Source organism: Rhodococcus sp. WAY2, assembly GCF_009859915.1.
In the GTDB taxonomy this organism is placed as follows: Bacteria; Actinomycetota; Actinomycetes; order Mycobacteriales; family Mycobacteriaceae; genus Rhodococcus_F; species Rhodococcus_F oxybenzonivorans.
The window spans coordinates 1308224-1326752 of the sequence record NZ_CP046572.1 but is presented as its reverse complement, the minus strand read 5'-3'; the positions used below and the strand labels follow the sequence as shown (position 1 = coordinate 1326752).

16 protein-coding genes, 4 tRNA genes and 1 pseudogene are annotated in these 18529 nt (G+C 64.1%); 13 read left to right on the top strand and 8 right to left on the bottom strand.

Annotated elements, in window-relative coordinates; translation table 11 throughout:
- Window positions 1-337: 337 nt before the first annotated feature.
- The 8 genes and pseudogenes from GFS60_RS06235 to GFS60_RS06205 all read left to right on the top strand — a co-directional run bounded on the left by GFS60_RS06235 (window position 338) and on the right by GFS60_RS06205 (window position 9362).
- Window positions 338-823 carry a tautomerase family protein gene (locus tag GFS60_RS06235; protein ID WP_159919691.1) on the top strand — a complete coding sequence of 162 codons (486 nt, stop codon included), beginning with the start codon at window positions 338-340 and terminating at the stop codon, window positions 821-823.
- A gap of 478 nt (window positions 824-1301) precedes the next feature.
- Window positions 1302-3086 (top strand): AMP-dependent synthetase/ligase, encoded by a 1785-nt coding sequence (locus GFS60_RS06230; RefSeq protein WP_159919689.1) that lies wholly within the window; start codon window positions 1302-1304, stop codon window positions 3084-3086.
- Window positions 3087-3395: 309 nt separating this feature from the next.
- Window positions 3396-4295 carry an MBL fold metallo-hydrolase gene (locus tag GFS60_RS06225; RefSeq protein ID WP_159926921.1) on the top strand — a complete coding sequence of 300 codons (900 nt, stop codon included), beginning with the start codon at window positions 3396-3398 and terminating at the stop codon, window positions 4293-4295.
- 330 nt (window positions 4296-4625) lie between these two features.
- A pseudogene (locus tag GFS60_RS06220) lies at window positions 4626-4964 on the top strand (NAD(P)H-dependent flavin oxidoreductase); the annotation flags it as partial.
- 132 nt (window positions 4965-5096) lie between these two features.
- Window positions 5097-6884 carry an AMP-dependent synthetase/ligase gene (locus tag GFS60_RS06215; RefSeq protein WP_159919687.1) on the top strand — a complete coding sequence of 596 codons (1788 nt, stop codon included), beginning with the start codon at window positions 5097-5099 and terminating at the stop codon, window positions 6882-6884.
- 152 nt (window positions 6885-7036) lie between these two features.
- Complete coding sequence (locus GFS60_RS39900; protein WP_268962542.1) at window positions 7037-7165, top strand: hypothetical protein; 129 nt, start codon at window positions 7037-7039, stop codon at window positions 7163-7165.
- Between the two features lie 562 nt (window positions 7166-7727).
- Window positions 7728-8210 (top strand): tautomerase family protein, encoded by a 483-nt coding sequence (locus GFS60_RS06210; RefSeq protein WP_159919685.1) that lies wholly within the window; start codon window positions 7728-7730, stop codon window positions 8208-8210.
- A gap of 234 nt (window positions 8211-8444) precedes the next feature.
- On the top strand, window positions 8445-9362 hold the full coding sequence (locus GFS60_RS06205) for an alpha/beta hydrolase (protein ID WP_159919683.1): 918 nt from the start codon (window positions 8445-8447) through the stop codon (window positions 9360-9362).
- 243 nt (window positions 9363-9605) lie between these two features.
- Here GFS60_RS06205 and GFS60_RS06200 read toward each other — a convergent pair whose 3' ends face one another.
- Window positions 9606-10223: a TetR/AcrR family transcriptional regulator gene (locus GFS60_RS06200; protein WP_159919681.1), complete on the bottom strand. Its 618-nt coding sequence runs from the start codon at window positions 10221-10223 to the stop codon at window positions 9606-9608.
- Window positions 10224-10855: 632 nt separating this feature from the next.
- On the opposite strand from GFS60_RS06200, the gene GFS60_RS06195 reads away from it, so the two are divergent.
- Together GFS60_RS06195 and GFS60_RS06190 are read left to right on the top strand one after the other, a co-directional pair.
- Window positions 10856-11779, top strand: a complete 924-nt coding sequence (locus tag GFS60_RS06195) for an MBL fold metallo-hydrolase (protein WP_159919679.1) — start codon at window positions 10856-10858, stop codon at window positions 11777-11779.
- The gene (locus tag GFS60_RS06190) at window positions 11772-12047 is read left to right on the top strand and encodes a hypothetical protein (protein WP_159919677.1); all 276 of its coding nucleotides are present in this window, start codon (window positions 11772-11774) and stop codon (window positions 12045-12047) included. Before GFS60_RS06195 ends, GFS60_RS06190 begins: the two co-directional genes overlap by 8 nt.
- Window positions 12048-12832: 785 nt before the next feature.
- On the opposite strand, the gene GFS60_RS06185 is transcribed toward GFS60_RS06190, so the two are convergent.
- The 5 genes from GFS60_RS06185 to GFS60_RS06165 all read right to left on the bottom strand — a co-directional run bounded on the left by GFS60_RS06185 (window position 12833) and on the right by GFS60_RS06165 (window position 14941).
- Window positions 12833-13483 (bottom strand): TetR/AcrR family transcriptional regulator, encoded by a 651-nt coding sequence (locus GFS60_RS06185; protein ID WP_159919675.1) that lies wholly within the window; start codon window positions 13481-13483, stop codon window positions 12833-12835.
- A gap of 305 nt (window positions 13484-13788) precedes the next feature.
- Window positions 13789-13862: transfer RNA gene (locus tag GFS60_RS06180), tRNA-Phe, on the bottom strand.
- A 66-nt stretch (window positions 13863-13928) separates the two neighbouring features.
- Window positions 13929-14002: transfer RNA gene (locus GFS60_RS06175), tRNA-Asp, on the bottom strand.
- Window positions 14003-14113: 111 nt separating this feature from the next.
- Window positions 14114-14186 (bottom strand) — tRNA-Glu (locus GFS60_RS06170).
- A 98-nt stretch (window positions 14187-14284) separates the two neighbouring features.
- Window positions 14285-14941 carry a TetR/AcrR family transcriptional regulator gene (locus tag GFS60_RS06165; RefSeq protein ID WP_159919673.1) on the bottom strand — a complete coding sequence of 219 codons (657 nt, stop codon included), beginning with the start codon at window positions 14939-14941 and terminating at the stop codon, window positions 14285-14287.
- A gap of 317 nt (window positions 14942-15258) precedes the next feature.
- On the opposite strand from GFS60_RS06165, the gene GFS60_RS06160 reads away from it, so the two are divergent.
- A tRNA-Lys gene (locus tag GFS60_RS06160) sits at window positions 15259-15334 on the top strand.
- Window positions 15335-15383: 49 nt separating this feature from the next.
- Here GFS60_RS06160 and GFS60_RS06155 read toward each other — a convergent pair.
- Complete coding sequence (locus tag GFS60_RS06155; RefSeq protein WP_159919671.1) at window positions 15384-15968, bottom strand: TetR family transcriptional regulator; 585 nt, start codon at window positions 15966-15968, stop codon at window positions 15384-15386.
- A 129-nt stretch (window positions 15969-16097) separates the two neighbouring features.
- On the opposite strand from GFS60_RS06155, the gene GFS60_RS06150 reads away from it, so the two are divergent.
- Window positions 16098-16571, top strand: coding sequence for a DUF4334 domain-containing protein (locus GFS60_RS06150; protein WP_159919669.1), 474 nt, complete (start codon window positions 16098-16100; stop codon window positions 16569-16571).
- A gap of 48 nt (window positions 16572-16619) precedes the next feature.
- Entirely contained in the window at window positions 16620-17708 is a 1089-nt protein-coding gene (locus GFS60_RS06145; protein ID WP_159919667.1) for an NAD(P)-dependent alcohol dehydrogenase, read from the top strand.
- Window positions 17709-17718: 10 nt separating this feature from the next.
- Here the strand turns inward: GFS60_RS06145 and GFS60_RS06140 are convergent, their stop codons facing one another.
- Window positions 17719-18306, bottom strand: coding sequence for a hypothetical protein (locus GFS60_RS06140; protein ID WP_159919665.1), 588 nt, complete (start codon window positions 18304-18306; stop codon window positions 17719-17721).
- Window positions 18307-18529 lie beyond the last annotated feature (223 nt).

Below are 18529 nucleotides of genomic sequence, written 5' to 3'. Positions count from 1 at the left end.
ATCTAGGGCCTACCCCGCTGCGGTCCTGGCAATAAGCGGGTACGGAGCGGGACTACGGCTGGAAAATGATCATCAGCGAGTTGCCGGCCGATCCGGAAGATCAACGGGTTCTCCCCGCCGCCGTTCAGCTCGTCGCGGAGGTGCTGCGGCGGTAGGAAAACAACCCGAGCGCCGCGACGGCAACTACATCGGTGCATGAGGCCCTCGACAAGATGCCCAGCGTTTTGCGATCTCGCGGCGAGCGGGGTCGGCATCCCGAACTACAAGGTTTCGTCCGATCTGGGCGTGGCCACCACAAGTGTGAGCACTCGTTTCACAATCAAAAGGAGAAATAGTCATGCCGTTTTGGAGAATCCACCACCCCGTTGGGGCCTACACCGACCAGGACAAGGAGGACTTCGCGAAGGCCATCACAGCTCGCTACGCGGCAGAAATGCCGGCCTTCTACTGCGACGTGTTCTTCTACGAGGTCGAGAAAAGGAACGCGTTCAGGGGTGGCGAGGCCGTCGACAACTTTGTTCGCCTCCAGGTGGAACACATTGCACGAGCGATAGATGGCAAGGTGATGCAGGAGTTCATCATGGACATGCTGACCGAGACCATCAGGCCTTGGCTCGACGGCCGGGGACACGATTGGGAAATAAGCATCGGGGAGATGCCGGCCGAGCTGTGGAGGGTCGACGGGTTCACTCCGCCGCCGTTCCGCTCACCGGCGGAGCAGCGGTGGATGAAGGACAACAAATCATCCCCGTACGACTGGACCGAAACGGTCGGTCTTAACGCGGATGGCCAGATCGTGGGGTTGGTCGATCCCAGGGGCTGAATACCGAGCGACCCACAGTCTGACCAACGCTCCGTAATCCCGGCCCGGGTCTCTGTGCCCCCACAGACCCGGGCCGTCGGCCCGTTCGAGCAACAGCAAAAGGCGAGAACCATGCCTTTACGCACGCCGACCTGCCCGTAAGTCTGGGTGCGCTTGCGTGGTCGTGGCCGATGTTCGAGTGTGAGGCGAAAGTTGGACCCGATCAACATTTTCCGGCTCCGCGCCTACTTGTCACGGGCGGCTCATCCGACATCGAGTGGTCGGTAGCCCGGATGATTGCGCTTGCCGGGCTGTCGGCATCTTCGGTCGAAATGCGGACACGCTCAGCAAGGCCGTCGAGGAACTCGGCGGATCTGGTGAGGGCCGCGTGTTCTCGGCAATAGCCGACGTGGCAGACGAATGACACTATTGGCTTTTAAAATGGTAGGGATCGCTCTCTACGGTAGCGGGCGATCACATGGAGAGGCAGAAATCACACATGCACGCACTCGAAGTCGCCAACGATCCCGGCGAGGCGTTTACTCGCGCACTACACGCTGCGACCCTGTGCGAGGCGTTCCAGATCACCGCGGCAGCGCGGGCCGACCAAGTCGCTCTGCGCACTGTCGACGGAGGCGTCTCACTGACGTTCGCCGCACTCTCGTCGAGAGTCCGACGCCTGACGGCCGGCTTGGCGGCGCTGGGTGTTCGGCGCGGCGACACCGTCGGCATCATGCTCACGAATCGGCCGGAGTTCCACATCGTCGACCTGGCCGCCATGCACCTCGGTGCCCTGCCGTTCTCGATCTACAACACGTCCGCACACAATCAGATCGAATATCTGTTTGGTGATGCCGGAAACCGGATCGTGATCACCGAGCGAGCGTTCGTCGACCGCCTCGTGGCCGTGCGCGATGGCGGCACCCCGCTCGACCTGATCGTCGTGGTCGACGGCGCACCGGAGGGGACGCTCAGCCTCGAGGACGTGGAAGCAGCGGGCGACCCGGACTTCGATTTCAACGCAACGTGGTCGGCGGTCGCTCCTGATGACCTCCTGACTCTCATCTACACCTCGGGCACCACAGGCCCACCCAAGGGTGTGGAACTCACTCATCACAACCTGATGAGTCAAGTTCGTGCGCTCCAACAGGCAATGCCCACCACACCGGGCGGTCGCTTCGTCTCCTTCCTTCCCTCCGCGCACATCGGTGATCGGTGGGGTGCGCACTATTGCGCTCTGATTATCTGGGGATTCACAGTCACGCCACATCCGGTCGGCGGCGAGATACTGGACGTCGTGGAGCAGGTGCGTCCGACGGTGTTCCAGCCGGTGCCCCGTATCTGGGAGAAGGCCAAGGCCAAAGTGGAGGCTCAGCTCGAGGCCGACCCCAACTGGGCACGGCGCGCACTGCTGCGCTGGGCCATCGACATCGGGATCAAGAAGGCACAGGCCGCACGCGAAAACCGTTCTCTCGGCAGCATCTTCGACATTCAGGCATCGGTCGCGGCCGCGCTCATCGGCGACAGGTTTCGTCGGATGCTGGGCTTGGAGAAGATAGACTGGGTCCTCTCTGGATCGGCCCCGACTCCCCGCGACGTGTTCGCGTTCTTCTCGGCAATCGGTATTCCCATCTGCGAAGTGTGGGGCATGAGCGAAACGTCCCTCGCCATCACCGTCAATCCGCGCGACGCCATCCGGGAGGGCACGGTGGGGCTACCCCTGCCCGGAATCGAGGTGAAAGTCGCCGAGGACGGGGAGCTGCTCGTCCGTGGGGCGACCGTCATGCGTGGCTACCGGAACAAGCCCGACCAGACCGCCGAGGCGATCGATAAAGACGGGTGGCTCCATACCGGTGACATCGGGACGGTCGACGAGGACGGCTACGTGCGGATCGTCGATCGCAAGAAGGAGATCATCATCAATGCGGCCGGTAAGAACATGTCCCCGGCGAATATCGAGTCACGGTTGCGGTCGAGCAGCCCGTTGATCGGGCAGGTCGCCTGTATCGGTGACGGACGGCTGTACAACGTCGCGTTGATCACCCTCGACCCCGACGCGGCTGCCGGGAGATCGGCAAGCGATCCCGCCGTTATCGCCGAGGTTGCAGCCGGGGTCGACCTTGCAAACTCTCAACTTTCCAGGGTGGAGCAGATCAAGAAGTTCAGGGTGGTCGAGGATTACTGGCTGCCCGGAAGTGACGTGCTCACACCCACGATGAAGATCAAACGCAGGAATGTCACGACAAGGTACGCCACTCAGATCGACGACCTCTACTCGACATAGACGTGCCCGGCACAGGGGGCGACGCTGAACGCACGAACACCCGTCGACGAAGGAGTCGTGCCGGTGGTGACTTCCAACCTGAGAAGGGCAGTTTCGTTCTGCCGTTCCACCTTCGGTGACTCTTCACCATTCTGTCCGACGGGCACTGTGACGCAACATCACGAAAGCGGTGCGTGCTCAGGTCCCCGAGATACGCGAAAAGGCCTGGGCCCCTTGCTTTCTGAGTGTGATAGATATTACACTCTCCATAGCGCTGGCCGGCAGACCACGGCCGCCAAAGTCAACCAACCCCGAACATCTGGAGGACACATGACCATCGACGCTCACCCCACTGCGGTCGCACCGCCAATTCGCGCGACGGTGTACGTCGGCAGGTGGCTCGAAATTTCCAGCCCGTTCCCGGGGCCGGATACCGGCACCTTTCCGCCCGCCACGTCCACCATCGTGAGCGGTCCTACCGAAGCAGTACTCATCGATGCCCAATATCTTAAAGAGGACGTCCGGGACCTCGGCGACCTCATCGAGCGCACCGGGAAAACACTCACTACGATTTACGTTACCCATGCACATCCCGACCACTACCTCGGGATCGGCCCGCTGATGGAACGGTTCCCCGAAGCGAAATGCATTGCGCTGCCGCACATCGTGGAGGAGATGAGAAAGAACGGCGAAGAGTTTGCCGAACAGTTTGGACAGATGTTCGGCGATGCGGTCGTGACAGGTGACGCTCTTCCCGAGCCGTTCGACGGCGACACGTTCTTCGTCGACGGCTCGCCACTGAAGATCATCGAGGTCGAACAAGCCGACATCAGCCCCACCACGATCGTGCACATACCGGCCATCGACACTGTTGTGACCGGCGACGCGATCTACAACGAGATCCATCCCATGCTCGGGTTGTCGACAGCCGACGATTGGCCGAACTGGCTCGAAACCGTCGACATCGTAGAGAACCTGAAGCCGCGGAAGATCGTCGCCGGACACCGTCGACCCGACGGCGACGACTACGCAGTCGACAGGATGATTCAACAAACCCGTTCCTACATCAAAGAATTCGCGGCCGCGTACGACGTAGCGAAGGATGCTCAAGACCTCATCGCCATCATGTCCGCGAAGTTCCCGCACCACGGCAACGAATGGACCCTGACGTTCTCGGCCCTCTCTGCGATAGAGATGCGAACCACGGCTGGCGCGCCCTCCGGCCAGTAGCCGCCCAGCTGCCCCCTCGTCGACGCTCAAAGGTTCGAAACTCCTTCGAGGGGACCGCGAGATCGGCAGCGTGAAGCCTGTCCGTGCGCTTGTCGTGGTCGGCAGTGACGACCCGGACGGTGCGGCGCGGGTGGACACCGCGCCGTCCGGGGCCCCCGACGCAGACGACCGGGAACTGCGCGCCGATGAGGAGTTCATTCGCCATCCATTCGCTCGCAACCGACGCATTCAACTACACAGTTCACAGCGAACCGGGAATCTACAAGTCCATTGACGGACCAACGGTCCGATTCAACATCGAGGTTCCGCCGGAACGGTCCCGGGTCCCGACCCGGCCTCGTCCTCATCCCCGCAGCCGCCCGCAAGGTTCAGATCCCCCTGATCGCCAGCGGCGGCTTCGCCACCGGCAGCGGCCTGGTCGCCGCCTTCGCCCTGGGCGCATCCGCAGTCAACATGGGCACCCGCTTCGTCGCCTCCACCGAAGCCCCCGTCCACCAAAACGTGAAAGACCAGATCGTCGCCAACGACGAACGCGCGACCCAACTGGTATTCCGCGAGTTCAACAGCACCGCCCGGGTGGCCCGCAACACGATCTCGGAGGAAATCGCCCGCCGCTCCGCACAACCCGGCGCCACCTTCGCCGACCTCGCCTCAGGAGCACGCGGACGCGTGGCAGGATCTCGACCCGCGACGGAAGAGCGCCCACGGTGTCGTCACCCCATGTCACTCACGGTATTGACGCGGTAGTGATCGCTCTCTATCGTAGCGGCTGTGGCACTACGCGAGAGGCAGACATCACACATGCAGGCAACCAGCACCGCCGACACATCTACCGGTGAGGCGTTCGAACGCGCGCTGCACGCGAACACTGTGTGCGAGGCGTTCCAGATCACCGCGGCCGCCCGCGCGGACCAGGTTGCCGTGCGCACCGCCGATGACGGTGTCTCGCTGACGTTCGGCACTCTCGCCGAGCGGGTGCGGCGGGTCGCGGCCGGTCTCGCGGCCCTCGGCGTCGAGCGCGGGGACACGGTGGGCATCATGCTCACCAACCGGCCCGAGTTCCATCTGGTGGACCTCGCTGCGATGCACCTCGGTGCCCTTGCCTTCTCGATCTACAACACCTCGGCGCACGATCAGATCGAGTATCTCTTCGCCGACGCCGGCAACCGCATCGTGATCACCGAGCGTGCGTTCGTCGACCGGCTGACCGCCGTCCGCGACGGCGGCACCCCGATCGATCACCTCATCGTCGTCGACGGCGCACCGGACGGCACCCTGAGCCTCGAGGAGGTGGAGGCGGGCGGCGACCCGCACTTCGACTTCGAGGCAACCTGGTCGGCGGTCCGCCCCGACGACGTCCTCACCCTGATCTACACCTCCGGCACCACGGGACCGCCCAAGGGAGTCGAACTCACCCACCACAACATGATGACCAAGATCCGCGCCCTGCAGCAGATCTTGCCCGTCACGCCGGGGGGCCGCACCATCTCGTTCCTGCCCGCCGCGCACATCGGTGATCGGTGGAGCGGACACTATTCGCCGCTGGCGGTGTGGGGTTTCACCGTCACCACGTGCGCGGACGCACGCAAGGTGATGGAGATCGCGCAGCAGCTTCGCCCGACGGTGTTCCTGCCGGTGCCGCGGATGTGGGAGAAGGCGAAGGCGGCCGTGGAGGCGGACATCGACGCCGACCCCAACGTCGCGCGCCGCACGCTGACGCGTTGGGCCATCGACACCGGGATCAAGAAGGCCCGTACCGAGCAGGACGGCCGGTCCGTCGGCCCGATACTCGACCTGCAGGCGAAAATCGCCGACACGCTCGTCGGCTCGAAGATCCGCCGCAAGCTCGGGCTGGACCAGTCCGAATGGTTCCTCACCGGATCGGCGCCCACCCCGCGCGATGTGTTCGAATTCTTCGCCGCCGTCGGGATCCCGATCTGCGAGCTGTGGGCGATGAGCGAGACGTCCTGCGTGATGACCGTCAACCCGAAGGACCGCAACCGGGTGGGCACGGTCGGAGTACCGATCCCCGGGCTCGAGGTCAAGCTCGCTCCCGACGGAGAGCTCCTCGTGCGCAGCCAGACCGTGATGCGGGGCTACCGCAACAAGCCCGAGCAGACCGCCGAGGCCATCGATTCCGAGGGGTGGCTGCACACCGGCGACATCGGCACGATCGACGACGACGGCTACGTACGGCTGGTGGACCGCAAGAAGGACATCATCATCAACGCCGCCGGCAAGAACATGTCGCCCGCGAACATCGAGACCTGGCTCAGATCCTCGAGCCCCCTGATCGGGCAGGCGGCGTGCATCGGCGACGGCCGCCCCTACAACGTCGCCCTGATCACGCTCGACCCCGACGGCGCCGCCGGGAAAGCGGCAGACGATCCCGCCACCATCGCCGAGGTCGCGGCCGGTGTGGAGCTCGCCAACAGCCACCTCTCCCGCGTCGAACAAATCAAAAAATTCACGATCGTCGCCGAGCCATGGCTACCCGGCAGCGACGAACTCACCCCCACCATGAAGATCAAACGCAGAAACGTCGTCACCAAATACGCCACACAAATCGAGGAACTCTACGCGAAGTAACCATCGCCCCACCGCGGAAACAGCTCCCACAACCCCACCGGCGAAACACACGCCGGGTCCCACCACTGACCGTCGAGCCGCCCCGACCCAGGGCTCACAAATCAGCCTCTCCTGTAGGCGAAAGTAGTTCGCCAGAAACGACCGCAGCGCCCATGGTCCCGGTGATCCCCGGCGGTGGTGCCGTCGTCGTGGACACCGGTCGATCCCCGGCGGTGTTGCCGTCGTCGTGGACACCGGTCGATCCCGAACAACCTCGGTCCCGCGCCGTCCCGGTCACCTGATTCGATACCGGCACATTGCTTTTCAGCAGTGCGCTCGGCCCGGCCACCCACGCCCTCACGCTGATGTTTCCTGCATGCGGCGACCAGACGGCGGTTGCTGGCGGCCGCCGACGTGCCTCAGCGCGGCGGTGTCGTTGTCGATGCGAGTTCGTGGCGGCGCAGGATCCCCACCAGCTCGGGCGGAACCGAGCGGCCGTTTGCCGGCACGCGCATCCGACACCACTCACTAGAACATCACTGCGGCAATCCCTTTCGGTCCGCACCCAGATGGCGCGACGGTCGGGGGTGTGACGATTTTCGCCGGCAGCGGAGCCCCTGCGCCTTGCGGGCAGTGACCCGGGCCTTCTGTGATGAAGTCCACGCACATCGTTGACAAGAGAGATTGCTCACTCTACCGTTAAGGGCGTGCTGTAGGGAGCTGACCGACGCCCGATCAACAGCTCAGCACAATCGCACAATGGCGGAATCCGCAAGACGAAGTCATTCCGGCCGAGCGTTTCCGGCGTGCGCCGGTGATAAGCCGTTTTGCTTTCACCCGCCCATCAAGTAGAAGGAGCACCCCATGCCGCTGTGGCAGCTGTTCACCCCCAAGAATGCGTTCACATCCGAAGAAAAGGGCGATCTCGCCCGACGGATCACCGATATCTACTCCGGCCCTCGGGCGCAGGAGAAGATCGGCTTCGTGCTGCCCCGGTTCTACACCTCAGTGGTCTTCCACGAGTTCGACGCGGACTCCTTCTACGTCGGCGGCGAGCCCCGCGACCAGTTCATCCAGATCGAGGTCGTCCACATCGCCCGTGTGACCGAGCAGGTCGCCGAACTGCTCGAGATATCGGTAGAGCAGCTCCTGGCGTCGTATTTCGAGTTGGTCGACGAGGCGCTGAAGCCGTACATCGCGGACCGCGGATACGAATGCGAGTTCCACGTCGAAACCGCGCCGTTCGAAACCTGGAGAATCGACGGTCTGACGCCGCCGCCCCCGGATTCCGAGGAAGAGCGACGCTGGTTCGAGGACAACAAGAGCTCGCCGTACGTCACTGCCTGACACGCAGACCGTAATTCGAAAACCAGGATCACGGTCGGGTCGTGCATCGACTCGAGCCGTGACCCACGGGTGCATGCCGATGTTCATCGGCATGCACCCTGACGATTGCGCGGGGGATTACCCGACGACGGACCGCCGGCGAGGAGTTCGCTCCGATGTCGGAGGTGATCGCCGCCGAATACTTGGCGGACGGCGGACACACGCACAGAATTATCTACCGAAAGAGAGAAACCCATGCGCGAAGATATCGAGTTCGACGCTGAGGGTGTGACGCTGCGCGGCTGGTTCTACAAGCCCGAAGGCGTATCCGGCGAGCTGCCGTGCGTCATCATGACGCACGGATTCTCGTGCACCAAGGAAATGGGTCTCGAACCCTACGCCGAGGCGTTCACCGCCGCGGGGCTTGCCTGCGTGGTCTACGACAACCGCGGGTTCGGCGCCTCGGACACCGCCCCGGGCAAGCCCCGGCAGGAGATCGACCCGTGGGACCAGATCCGCGACTACCAGCACGCGATCACCTACGCACAGGCCCGGCCCGACGTCGACGCCTCGCGGATCGGGGTGTGGGGTTCGAGCTACTCGGGCGGGAACGCGTTCGTGGTCGCGGCGATCGACCGGCGCGTGAAGGCCGTGTGCGGCCAGGTGCCGGCGGTCTCCGGGCGGCGCGCATTCGAGGCGGGTGTGCCCGAGGAGTTCTGGCAGGCGGCCTGGGACGGGCAGGCCGCCGATCGCCTCGCGCGAGCCCGAGGAGAGGCGCCCGCGATGATCCCGGTCGTCACCGCGGACCCGACACAGCCGGCCGTCATGCCGACGCCCGACGCCTACGAGTTCTTCTCCGCCTACGAGGGCACCGCGTGGCGCAACGAGGTGACGCTACGCTCGACCGAGCTGGGCTACGAGGCCGGTGAGTTCCTCGAGTTCGTCGCTCCGACCCCGCTGCTCATGGTGGTTGCCGAGGACGACAACATCGTGACGCCGGCCGAGTGGGCCAAGGAGGCCTACGACACCGCGGCCGAGCCCAAGCGCCTCGTCTCGATCCCCGGCGGCCACTTCGACGCATACACCGGCCACCCCTTCGAGCTCTCCTCGGGCGCGGCACGCGACTGGTTCCTCGAACACCTGGCGCAGAAGGTGGTCCCGGCACCAGCCTGAGATCAAGGGTCTGTCATCGCGGCGGTCTCACTTCGTTCCCCCAGCAAAGCGCGGGGCACGAGGAGAGGCCGCCGCGACGCTGTCCGTGATCGACGCCACCCCCGAACCGTCCGCGGCGCACGCACCATTCCCTGCCCGACCGGAGTCCGTACGCCGCGAGGGCGAACGCACCCCGCTGCTGACGCGCCGGTACGCAACAGCCCGAAGCGCCCGGCGACTACCTCCTGCTCCGGATCAGTCCTGCTACCGACGATCGCGCACGTCGTCGCCGGTCGAGCCGGTCGAGCCGGCGGCCAGCGCGGCGTCGACCAGGGCCCCGGCAGCCGAGCGGGCGTACATGGCACCCGAGGAATCCTGATACAGGGCCGCGGCCGCGGCCGCGCCGTCCAACAGCACCGTCAGCTGGATAGCGAGTCCTGCCGGATCAGGCACCCCGGCCTCGGCCGCGAATTCGGCGAACCATTGCCGCCCGGCCTCCTTGTAGCGGCGCGCGATCTTCGCGACCTCATGGTCCGGTGACGCCATCTCGACGGTCGCGTTGATGAATGGACAGCCCCGGAAGTCTCCCTTTTCGAGCCGTTCACCGATGACGTCGAAGGTCGCCAGTATCTTCTCCCGCGGCGAGGACGCACGTCGCACGACCTCGCCGGCAACCTCCTCGACATAACACTCGCCACGACGCTCGAGATATGCCGCGGCCAGCCCATCCTTCGAGCCGAAGTTGCGGTACAGCGACATGATCGGCGTCCGCGCCTCTTCCAGGACGCGGTTGATCCCCACAGCGCGGATGCCCTCCTTGAAGAAGAGATCATCCGCGGCCGCCAGGAGGCGCTCGCGCGGGGAGATTTTCGTTGCTGTCATGCCAAGATAATAGCGAGCGAACGCTATCTCACACATCAAAGCGGTGCACTATTCACACACCGAATTCTTCAGGCGCACGTGTCGGGGCCCGTTGCCGTGTGCGGCCGGACCGCCACGGGGCGGTCGGGCTGATGGATCGGGTACTCACTCCATGCTCCTACCTTGCCTGTAATAGAGACTGCCCTCCCTTAACGGACCGTCCGCCGACCCCAAACACTCACCACCGCCACCGCCATGACTGAACCGTCGGGCGGCTCGTGCCTGCGCCGTCGCGACGACGCACCGTGTGTGTCGCCACAGGGCAACGCTGCACCGACCCGGTGACCACTGCCCAGTCGAACAGCAACTTGAACGCGGCCAACTCCCGAGCCCACTTGGCTCCGCCGACCCGCCGCGGGTAATCCGTCGACCGGCGTCGCCACGCTTCGAAGTCGCCGATGTCGTCGTAATCAGCCTGATCCGAGTACTTCTACGACGCCCCAGGAAGCTGGAGAACAAGATCCGGGAGGGTCGGATAACTACTTCAGACCCTTGCCCTCAAGTGTGATAGAAAGTACTCTCTCCACAGCGCTTCTGTCGGCCACACCGGGCCGCGCCAACGCTCTTCTACCCCGCAAACCTGGAGGTACCACGTGACCATCGATGCTCACTCCGTCGGCGTCAGTTCGCAATCGACACCGGCTACACCGCCGATCCGCGCGACGGTCTACGTCGGTCGCTGGCCCGAGATCCCGTCTCCTTTCCCCGGACTGGAGACCGGAACCTTCTCACCCACCACCTCCACCATCGTGAGTGGCCCGACCGAGGTCGCACTCATCGACGCCCAGTACCTCGAGGACGACGTCCGAGACCTCGGCGACCTCATCGAGCGCACGGGCAAGACCCTCACCACGATCTACGTCACGCATGCGCACCCTGACCACTACCTCGGCATCGGTCCCCTGAAGGAGCGGTTCCCCGAGGCGAAGTGTGTCGCGCTGCCCCATGTCGTCGAGGCCATCAAGGAGACCAGGGACGAGCACGCTGAGCAGTGGAAGCTGATGTTCGGCGACTCCAGCGTTTCCGGCGACGCGCTCCCCGAACCGATCGAGGGCGACACCTTCTACGTTGACGGTTCACCGCTGAAGATCATCGAGGTCAAGCAGGCCGACATCAGCCCGACCACAATCGTGCACATCCCGGCGATCGATGCCGTCGTGGCCGGTGACGCCATTTACAACGAGATCCACCCCATGCTCGGCCTGGCGACGCCCGACGAGTGGCAGGACTGGCTCGAAACCGTGGACCTCGTGGAGAAGCTCAACCCTCGGATCATCGTCGCCGGCCACCGCCGGCCCGACGGCGACGATTACGCGGTCGAGACGATGATCGCGCTGACCCGCGCCTACATCACACAATTCGCCGCCGCCTACGAAATCGCAAAGGACGCGCAAGAACTCATCGCGACCATGCAGGAGAAGTTCCCCTATCACGGCAACCTCTGGACGCTGTATTTCTCGGCCTTCAACGCCTTCGAGGCTCGTAACACGGTCAGCGCCACGCAGATCGGTGAGTGACGAGCGAAGCCGGATGATGGCGTTCGCGGAGCGGTGGTATCGCTTCGGTGGCGGGAATCCCGAAGACATCATGGTGGAATTCGGAATCACCGAAGCGGTGTTCTTCGCCCGCCTGCGACAGCTCCTCGCGTGTTCACCGGAGTTGATGAACCACCCCATAGGTCAAGCCATTGACGATGTCGCGGCCGGCCGCCTCGCCGCCATCGACAGCGGCCATTCGCAGGGCGCGCAACCGATACATAGGAGGCCTGAAGCGAAGTCGGCGTGACCCGTTAAACCGGCAATGCCAAACTTCGAACATGGTCATCGACAACGAATTTCGCGCTGTCGAGCTGTGACCTGCGCCTGAGGACGAACCAGCTCGGAGATCCCCCACCACGGTGGACTCCCGGCTGGTTCGACGCCTCGATCGGTCTCGCACCGGGATCGCTCGGTTGGCGGCACAGGCTCGACCGTCACACGCCCGGCGGACCGAATCGGCAGCCGGATACAGCGATCAGGATAGTGGGCACGACCCGGCGGTTTCGCACTGGCGGCCATCTGTGTCGGTGCGATGTCGAGCCTCCTGTCCGAGTCACAGATGACTTCCTGAGGGTGGTGAGTTCCGTTCTTGGTGGGCGTTCCCCTTCTCGCGATCTGCCTCTGGACCATAAGTAAGTTCGCCGACAGCCCCGAACATGAGAAATCCGTGCAGGATGGTTCGGTGGAGAATTTACCTCTCCGGACGTTGTTGAGGACGCAGTCTTCTTCGATCCTCCGCGGCATCGGACTCTTGCCAGCACCTCCACTGCAGCGCTTCACAACCCGACTCGTTCACCGGCAAACGATCTCAGCTGTCTTGGATCGCGAGACCCACGCGAGCCGCATCTCCACTCAGGGAGCTGCGCGAGCAACAGCCTGCGGCCAATCGGTCCAAATCCGGAACGGTTGGCCGCGGCCGGTCGACACTGCTACCTGCCGCTGCGTCCCGCCAACCCACCCCGCTGCTCATGGTCGCCGCGCCGAACGAGCGCGTGGTCATGCGCGGCCTAAGTGACCGAATAGCCGAAGACGTCAGGCAACCGAGTTGGCGTCAGAAAAATTCTGTGGCTGCACGGCTTCCTGCTGCGTCTCGGCAGCGTCGCGCGGGCGAGCAGCCAAGGCGCTGTCGATCAGGATTTCAGCCGCCGAACGGGCGTGCATTGCGCCATTCAAATCCTGGAACAGGACGGCGGATGCGCTGGCGCCGTCGAGTAACAGCGTCAACTGAATGGCCAGTCCTGCCGGATCGGACACACCGAGCTCCGCCGCGAGTTCGGCGAACCCCTGTCGACCGGCATCCTTGTATCGACGCGCTATTTGAGCGACCTCGTGATCCGGCGACGCCATCTCCACCGTCGCGTTGATGAACGGGCAGCCCCGGAAATCTCCCACCTCGAGTCCCTCACGAATAATGTCGAAGGTGGCAAGGATCGCCTCCCGCGGCGATTTCGCGCGCCGCTCCACTTCACCGCCGACCTCGTCGCGAAGTCGCTCACCGCGACGCTCCAGATATGCCGCTGCCAGCCCGTCCTTCGAGCCGAAGTGGCGGTAAAGGGTCATAATCGGCGTATTCGCCTGCTCGAGGATGCGATTGATCCCGACGGCGCGAATGCCTTCCTTGAAGAACAGATCGTCCGCGGCAGCCAAAAGGCGATCACGCGGGGATATGGTTTTGGCTGACATACTCGAAGTATAGCGATCGCTATCTAACACATCAACGGTGCCCATGCGCGACCGGTCGGTTCGGTCGAGCGGAGGATCTTGTGCGATTTCCTGGTGCGATTTCCTGCATCGTCGACCGGGCGGCTGGTCCGGCCGGGCGATGGGGACTTACGCCGATGCGTGCGCTGGATATAGGTACACGATCTACGGGTGCGCAGTGGTCGCCGCGGCGGCACATTCGTCAGTGGTCCCGTAAGTGCTGACCCATGCGTCCCGATTAGGAGCTGGATTCACCAAGAACGTTTCTGACCGGCAGAAACAGTGTGTGGCCAGGGCCGGGATCGAACCGGCGACCTTCCGCTTTTCAGGCGGACGCTCGTACCAACTGAGCTACCTGGCCGGACGGCACCCGAACCGAATGCCTATCGCATTGCGTATCCGATACCGGGTATCGGATACGCATCTGCGACCCTGACGGGACTCGAACCCGCGACCTCCGCCGTGACAGGGCGGCGCGCTAACCAACTGCGCCACAGGGCCTTGCTTGTCCTGCTGTGCTTCACAAGTGAAGCGATACTGCATGTCACTTTTTACTGCTGTCCCACTTTTACTGCTGTCGAACCATACCGCATGCTCGACACCGGTCAAACGTACCCCCTACGGGATTCGAACCCGCGCTACCGCCTTGAAAGGGCGGCGTCCTAGGCCGCTAGACGAAGGGGGCCCGCCGGATTTCTCCGAACCAGTACCTCAACGGCGTTCCGTTGGGAGCTTGGATAGCTTAGGACACAGATCGAGAAAATCCCAAATCGCCAGGTCAAACTATGATTCGGGCAGATCTGACCGACATTCGGGCCATCCCTGCCTGGCAAACTTCTCGAGCCATTGCTCGGATGCCATCGCAGCGAGGACCACCTCGAGCGATTCCTCGAAGAGGTCGGCCAGATCGCCCCTCAGCTCCGTCAGATCCGCCATGTACCTCTGACCGGCCAACGAGGCCGCCAGCACCCGGGTGAACTTCTCCGTGTCGACACCCTCCCGCAGCAGCCCTTCTTTCTGAGCGCTCAGGGCGAACTGGCGAGCGGTGGCGCCCCACACCTGCGAACCACCGGATTGCACGTCCGCATAGAACTCGGGCTCGATGATGAGCCGGAATTCGGCCTGCACGATCACATTGGTGCGGAACAGCTCGGCCAGATCGACGACGAGGCAGTGCAGCGCCTCGAAGGGGTCCAGGTCGTTGCGACGCGTCCAGCGTTCCGTCAGGGCGGTGAACTGCTCGACCCCAGCCTGCAGAACAGCTCGGGCGAGTTCTTCCTTGGATTGGAAGTGGAAGTACATCGCCCCCTTGGTGGCGTTCGAGCCCTCGAGAATCGTGTTCACCGACGCAGCGGCGTAACCGCGCTTGGCGAATTCGATCGCGGCTGACTCCACCAGTGCAGCGCGAGTACGTCGCGCACGCTCCTGTTGACGTGGCATGGCGGTTGGTCCCTCTCCGGCTGTTCCGGGCTCCGACGTCCAGGACGCGAAGTCTCACATAACAGTATGCCCGTTTCGAAAAAACCGACACAACAGTCTGTCCGCTATGAAAAACGGCGCTCGATCAGACTTCAGGATTTTTATGGGGCGGTAAACAGACCCCTGCCAAAAACACACCGAGTGGTATATTTGAGTTCGGCTCGGGTGCGCTGCAGGGGGTGCGCACCCGAGCCCACCCGTCGGTTCGAGACAGGTGACGGCGTGTCGGGGGGTCCAGTTCTCATCCCGGCCGTCCGCGCACTAGACTCTGGCTCCGCGCCCCTATAGCTCAGTTGGTAGAGCTACGGACTTTTAATCCGCAGGTCGTAGGTTCGAGCCCTACTGGGGGCACCACCACTCCCCTTACTCGGCGCCTTCGCCGGGTAAGGGGTCAACGGCCCGTTCAGGGCTCGGCGCCCGGCACCGCAATCAGTCGCCGCACGGCCTCGACAGCCGTCTGTCTTCGTTCGGCAGCGCCGCGCTGGCCCGATCTTCCGCCGTGAAACGCGAGACGTGTCGCCGCGAGCGTGCGCGCGATGTCGGTGATGACCAGTAGCAACTCAGCGGGGTTCCACGACGGGTCGATGAACCCCGCCTCCTGGCCGCGACGAATCTCGGCGATCTTGGGCCGCAGTGCGCGGATCCGCATGTCGTTCTCGTCGTCCAGCTCGCCCATCTCCAGATCGGCCCATTCCTGCAGTCTCGCGTTCTCGGGATGAGCCAGATAGTTGTCGAACAGTCGGCCGACGTATCCGGGCAGGTCGTCTCCGCGCAGCGCGGTCTCTTCGGTCGTTTCGAGAATCCATTGGTGCGAGACCGCGTCGAAGAGCGCTTCCTTGCTGTCGAAGTAGGCGTACAACCGATCCTTGCTCGCCCGGGCTGCCGCCGCGATGCGATTGATCCGGGCCCCGGCCACTCCGTGGCGAGCGAACTCCTCCTTCGCCGCAGCGAGAATCCGTTCCCTCGTGGCTTCACCGGCTGAACGCATACGGATCATCCTAAGTTGACCGTTGCCGAACCATTTGGTTCGGCGTAGGGTTCCGTCTCGGCGAACCAAATGGTTCGCGAACAACCACGCCGAGCGCAGACTCCACGCACTCTCTCCGGAGGAATCTCCATGAACATCGATGAGGCACGCAGCACCTTCAGCACACTCCGCCGGCTCGAGAGCGGCGTATCCCCCGACGACCTCGACGCAGTGTGGGCAGCGCTCGACCCGGTGCGCGCCGAAGGGATCCTCGGGCAGTGGAAGGGTGACGACTTCGCCACCGGGCATCGCCTGCACGAGAAACTCGCCGCGAGCCGTTGGCACGGAAAGACGTTCAATTCGCTCGAAGACGCGAAACCTTTGATCTGCCGGGACGCGGACGGAAACCTCTTCTCCGACATCGCGAGCGGAAACGGGGAGGCAAGCCTGTGGAACATCGAGTTCCGGGGTGAGGTGACCGCGACCATGGTCTACGACGGCGCGCCCATCTTCGATCACTTCAAACGGGTCGACGACACAACCTTGATGGGCATCATGAACGGCAAGTCCGCACTCGTCCTCGATGGTGGCCGGCATTACTACTTCGTCCTCGAAAGAGACTGATCCGGTGAGGAATCGACGAATCGTCCCCTCGACACCGAGGACACCCCCATGCAGATGAAGGCCGCGCTTTCCCGTGGCCCCCGGTCGTCCTTTTCGCTCGAAACGGTCGAGCTCGATCATCCGCGTCCCGACGAGGTGGTCGTGCGCATCGTTGCCACCGGGCTGTGCCACACCGACCTCTTCGCCAAGTCGACGCTTCCCGCCGCGATGGGGCCGGCCGTCTTCGGGCACGAGGGCGCCGGAGTGGTCGAGGAGGTGGGCGCGCTGGTGGAGGACATTTCACCGGGTGACCACGTGGTGCTCAGCTATCGGCACTGCGGCGCCTGCCGGCAGTGCCGCGGCGGGCATCCCGCCTATTGCGAACGCGCCCAACAGCTCAACAGTTCGGGACGCCGACCGGACGGATCGACGACGATCACGCAGAACGGTGGAGAGGTGCGGGCCGCTTTCTTCGGCCAGTCCAGCTTCGCCGAGTATGTGGTGGCGACGGCGGACAACGTGGTCGTGGTGGACAAGTCCGTGGATCTCACCCTTGCGGCGCCCTTCGGATGCGGTTTCCAGACGGGGGCGGGCGCAGTTCTGAATGTACTTGCTCCGGATGCCGATTCGACCGTGGTGATCTTCGGCGCCGGAAGCGTCGGATTCGCAGCCCTTCTCGCTGCCCGCGCGAGCGGGGTTGCGACGCTGTGCGCGGTAGATACCGTTCCTGCGCGACGCGCCCTCGCGGAGGATTTCGGTGCTGTGGCCCTCGATCCGGCCACCCAGGACGTCGTCGCAGAGATTCGGGACCTGACCGGCGGCGGCGCCACCCATACGCTCGATACGACGGGAATTCCGGCGGTGATCGGCCAGGCCGTCTCGGTACTGCGGGAAAGGGGCACGGCCGTCGTGGTGGGACTCGGCGCACCGGACGTCACAGTGAACATCCAGGACCTGATGCGCAAGGGCAAGACGCTGCGAGGCTGCATTGAGGGCGACTCGTCGGTGCGGTCCTTCATTCCGCGGCTCCTCGCCCTGCACGCGGACGGAAAGTTCCCGGTCGACCAGCTCGTCACCCGATACCCGTTCACAGACATCGATCGTGCCGTGGCCGATCAGACCTCCGGCAGCGTCGTCAAACCGGTGCTGGTGTGGTGATCGGCAACCCTCAGGGTGCGGACGGCGCCTCGCCGGGTCCAGTCGCCGAGCCCTTCGAATCGGCATCGGCACGGAGCTCGGCCAGATCCTCGCCGCGCTTGCGATAGGTGTAGGTGAGGCCGATGACGCCGAGGAAGACGACGACGCCGATGATCGCGCCGGCCAGAGACGCCCCCCGGAACCCGGGCGCGTCCACATCCATGATCCGTTCGCCCGCATGTGCCGCACTGTTTCCGCCGAGCACCACGCTGAGAGTCAGGAGAGTGGGCAGCGCGACGATCACGGCGACAACCAGCATGATGACCTGCATCGGCTTGAATCGGCGCCGGCGGAACAATCGCCACGCTCCGCGGAACAGCAGGAGTGGAATGAGAGTGCACAGGAAGCCGAACAACAAGCCCCAGAGAATCCCGGCACCGAAGCTGCCGTCGGCCAGCCCACCGACGTTCTGCGCCCACGCCCGCGGAAGGTAGGCCGCCAGAATGAAATAGGCGATGACCAGGACTACCAGGACCGCAGCGACAGCAATAGCCTTCTTCGCCCAGGCGGGCAAGCCCGGCTTCGCTGGTGTGGTGGAACCGCTGATGTCTGCCGTCATCGTTCGTCCCCCTGCGTCGGCACAGTTGCCATGACCCGATTGTTGGCTGTGCCGGGGCCCAGCGCAACCACGTGCACTGCCGTCGTAAAGAAGCCTGTTTTCGTGGAGGAGCGTCACGGCGTGTCGGGACTCACATCACGGCACGACACACCGAAGAAATCGGACACGGAACGGTCAACGAGTGCACGGCCTACGACTCGGGCACGTAACGACGACCTCGGCA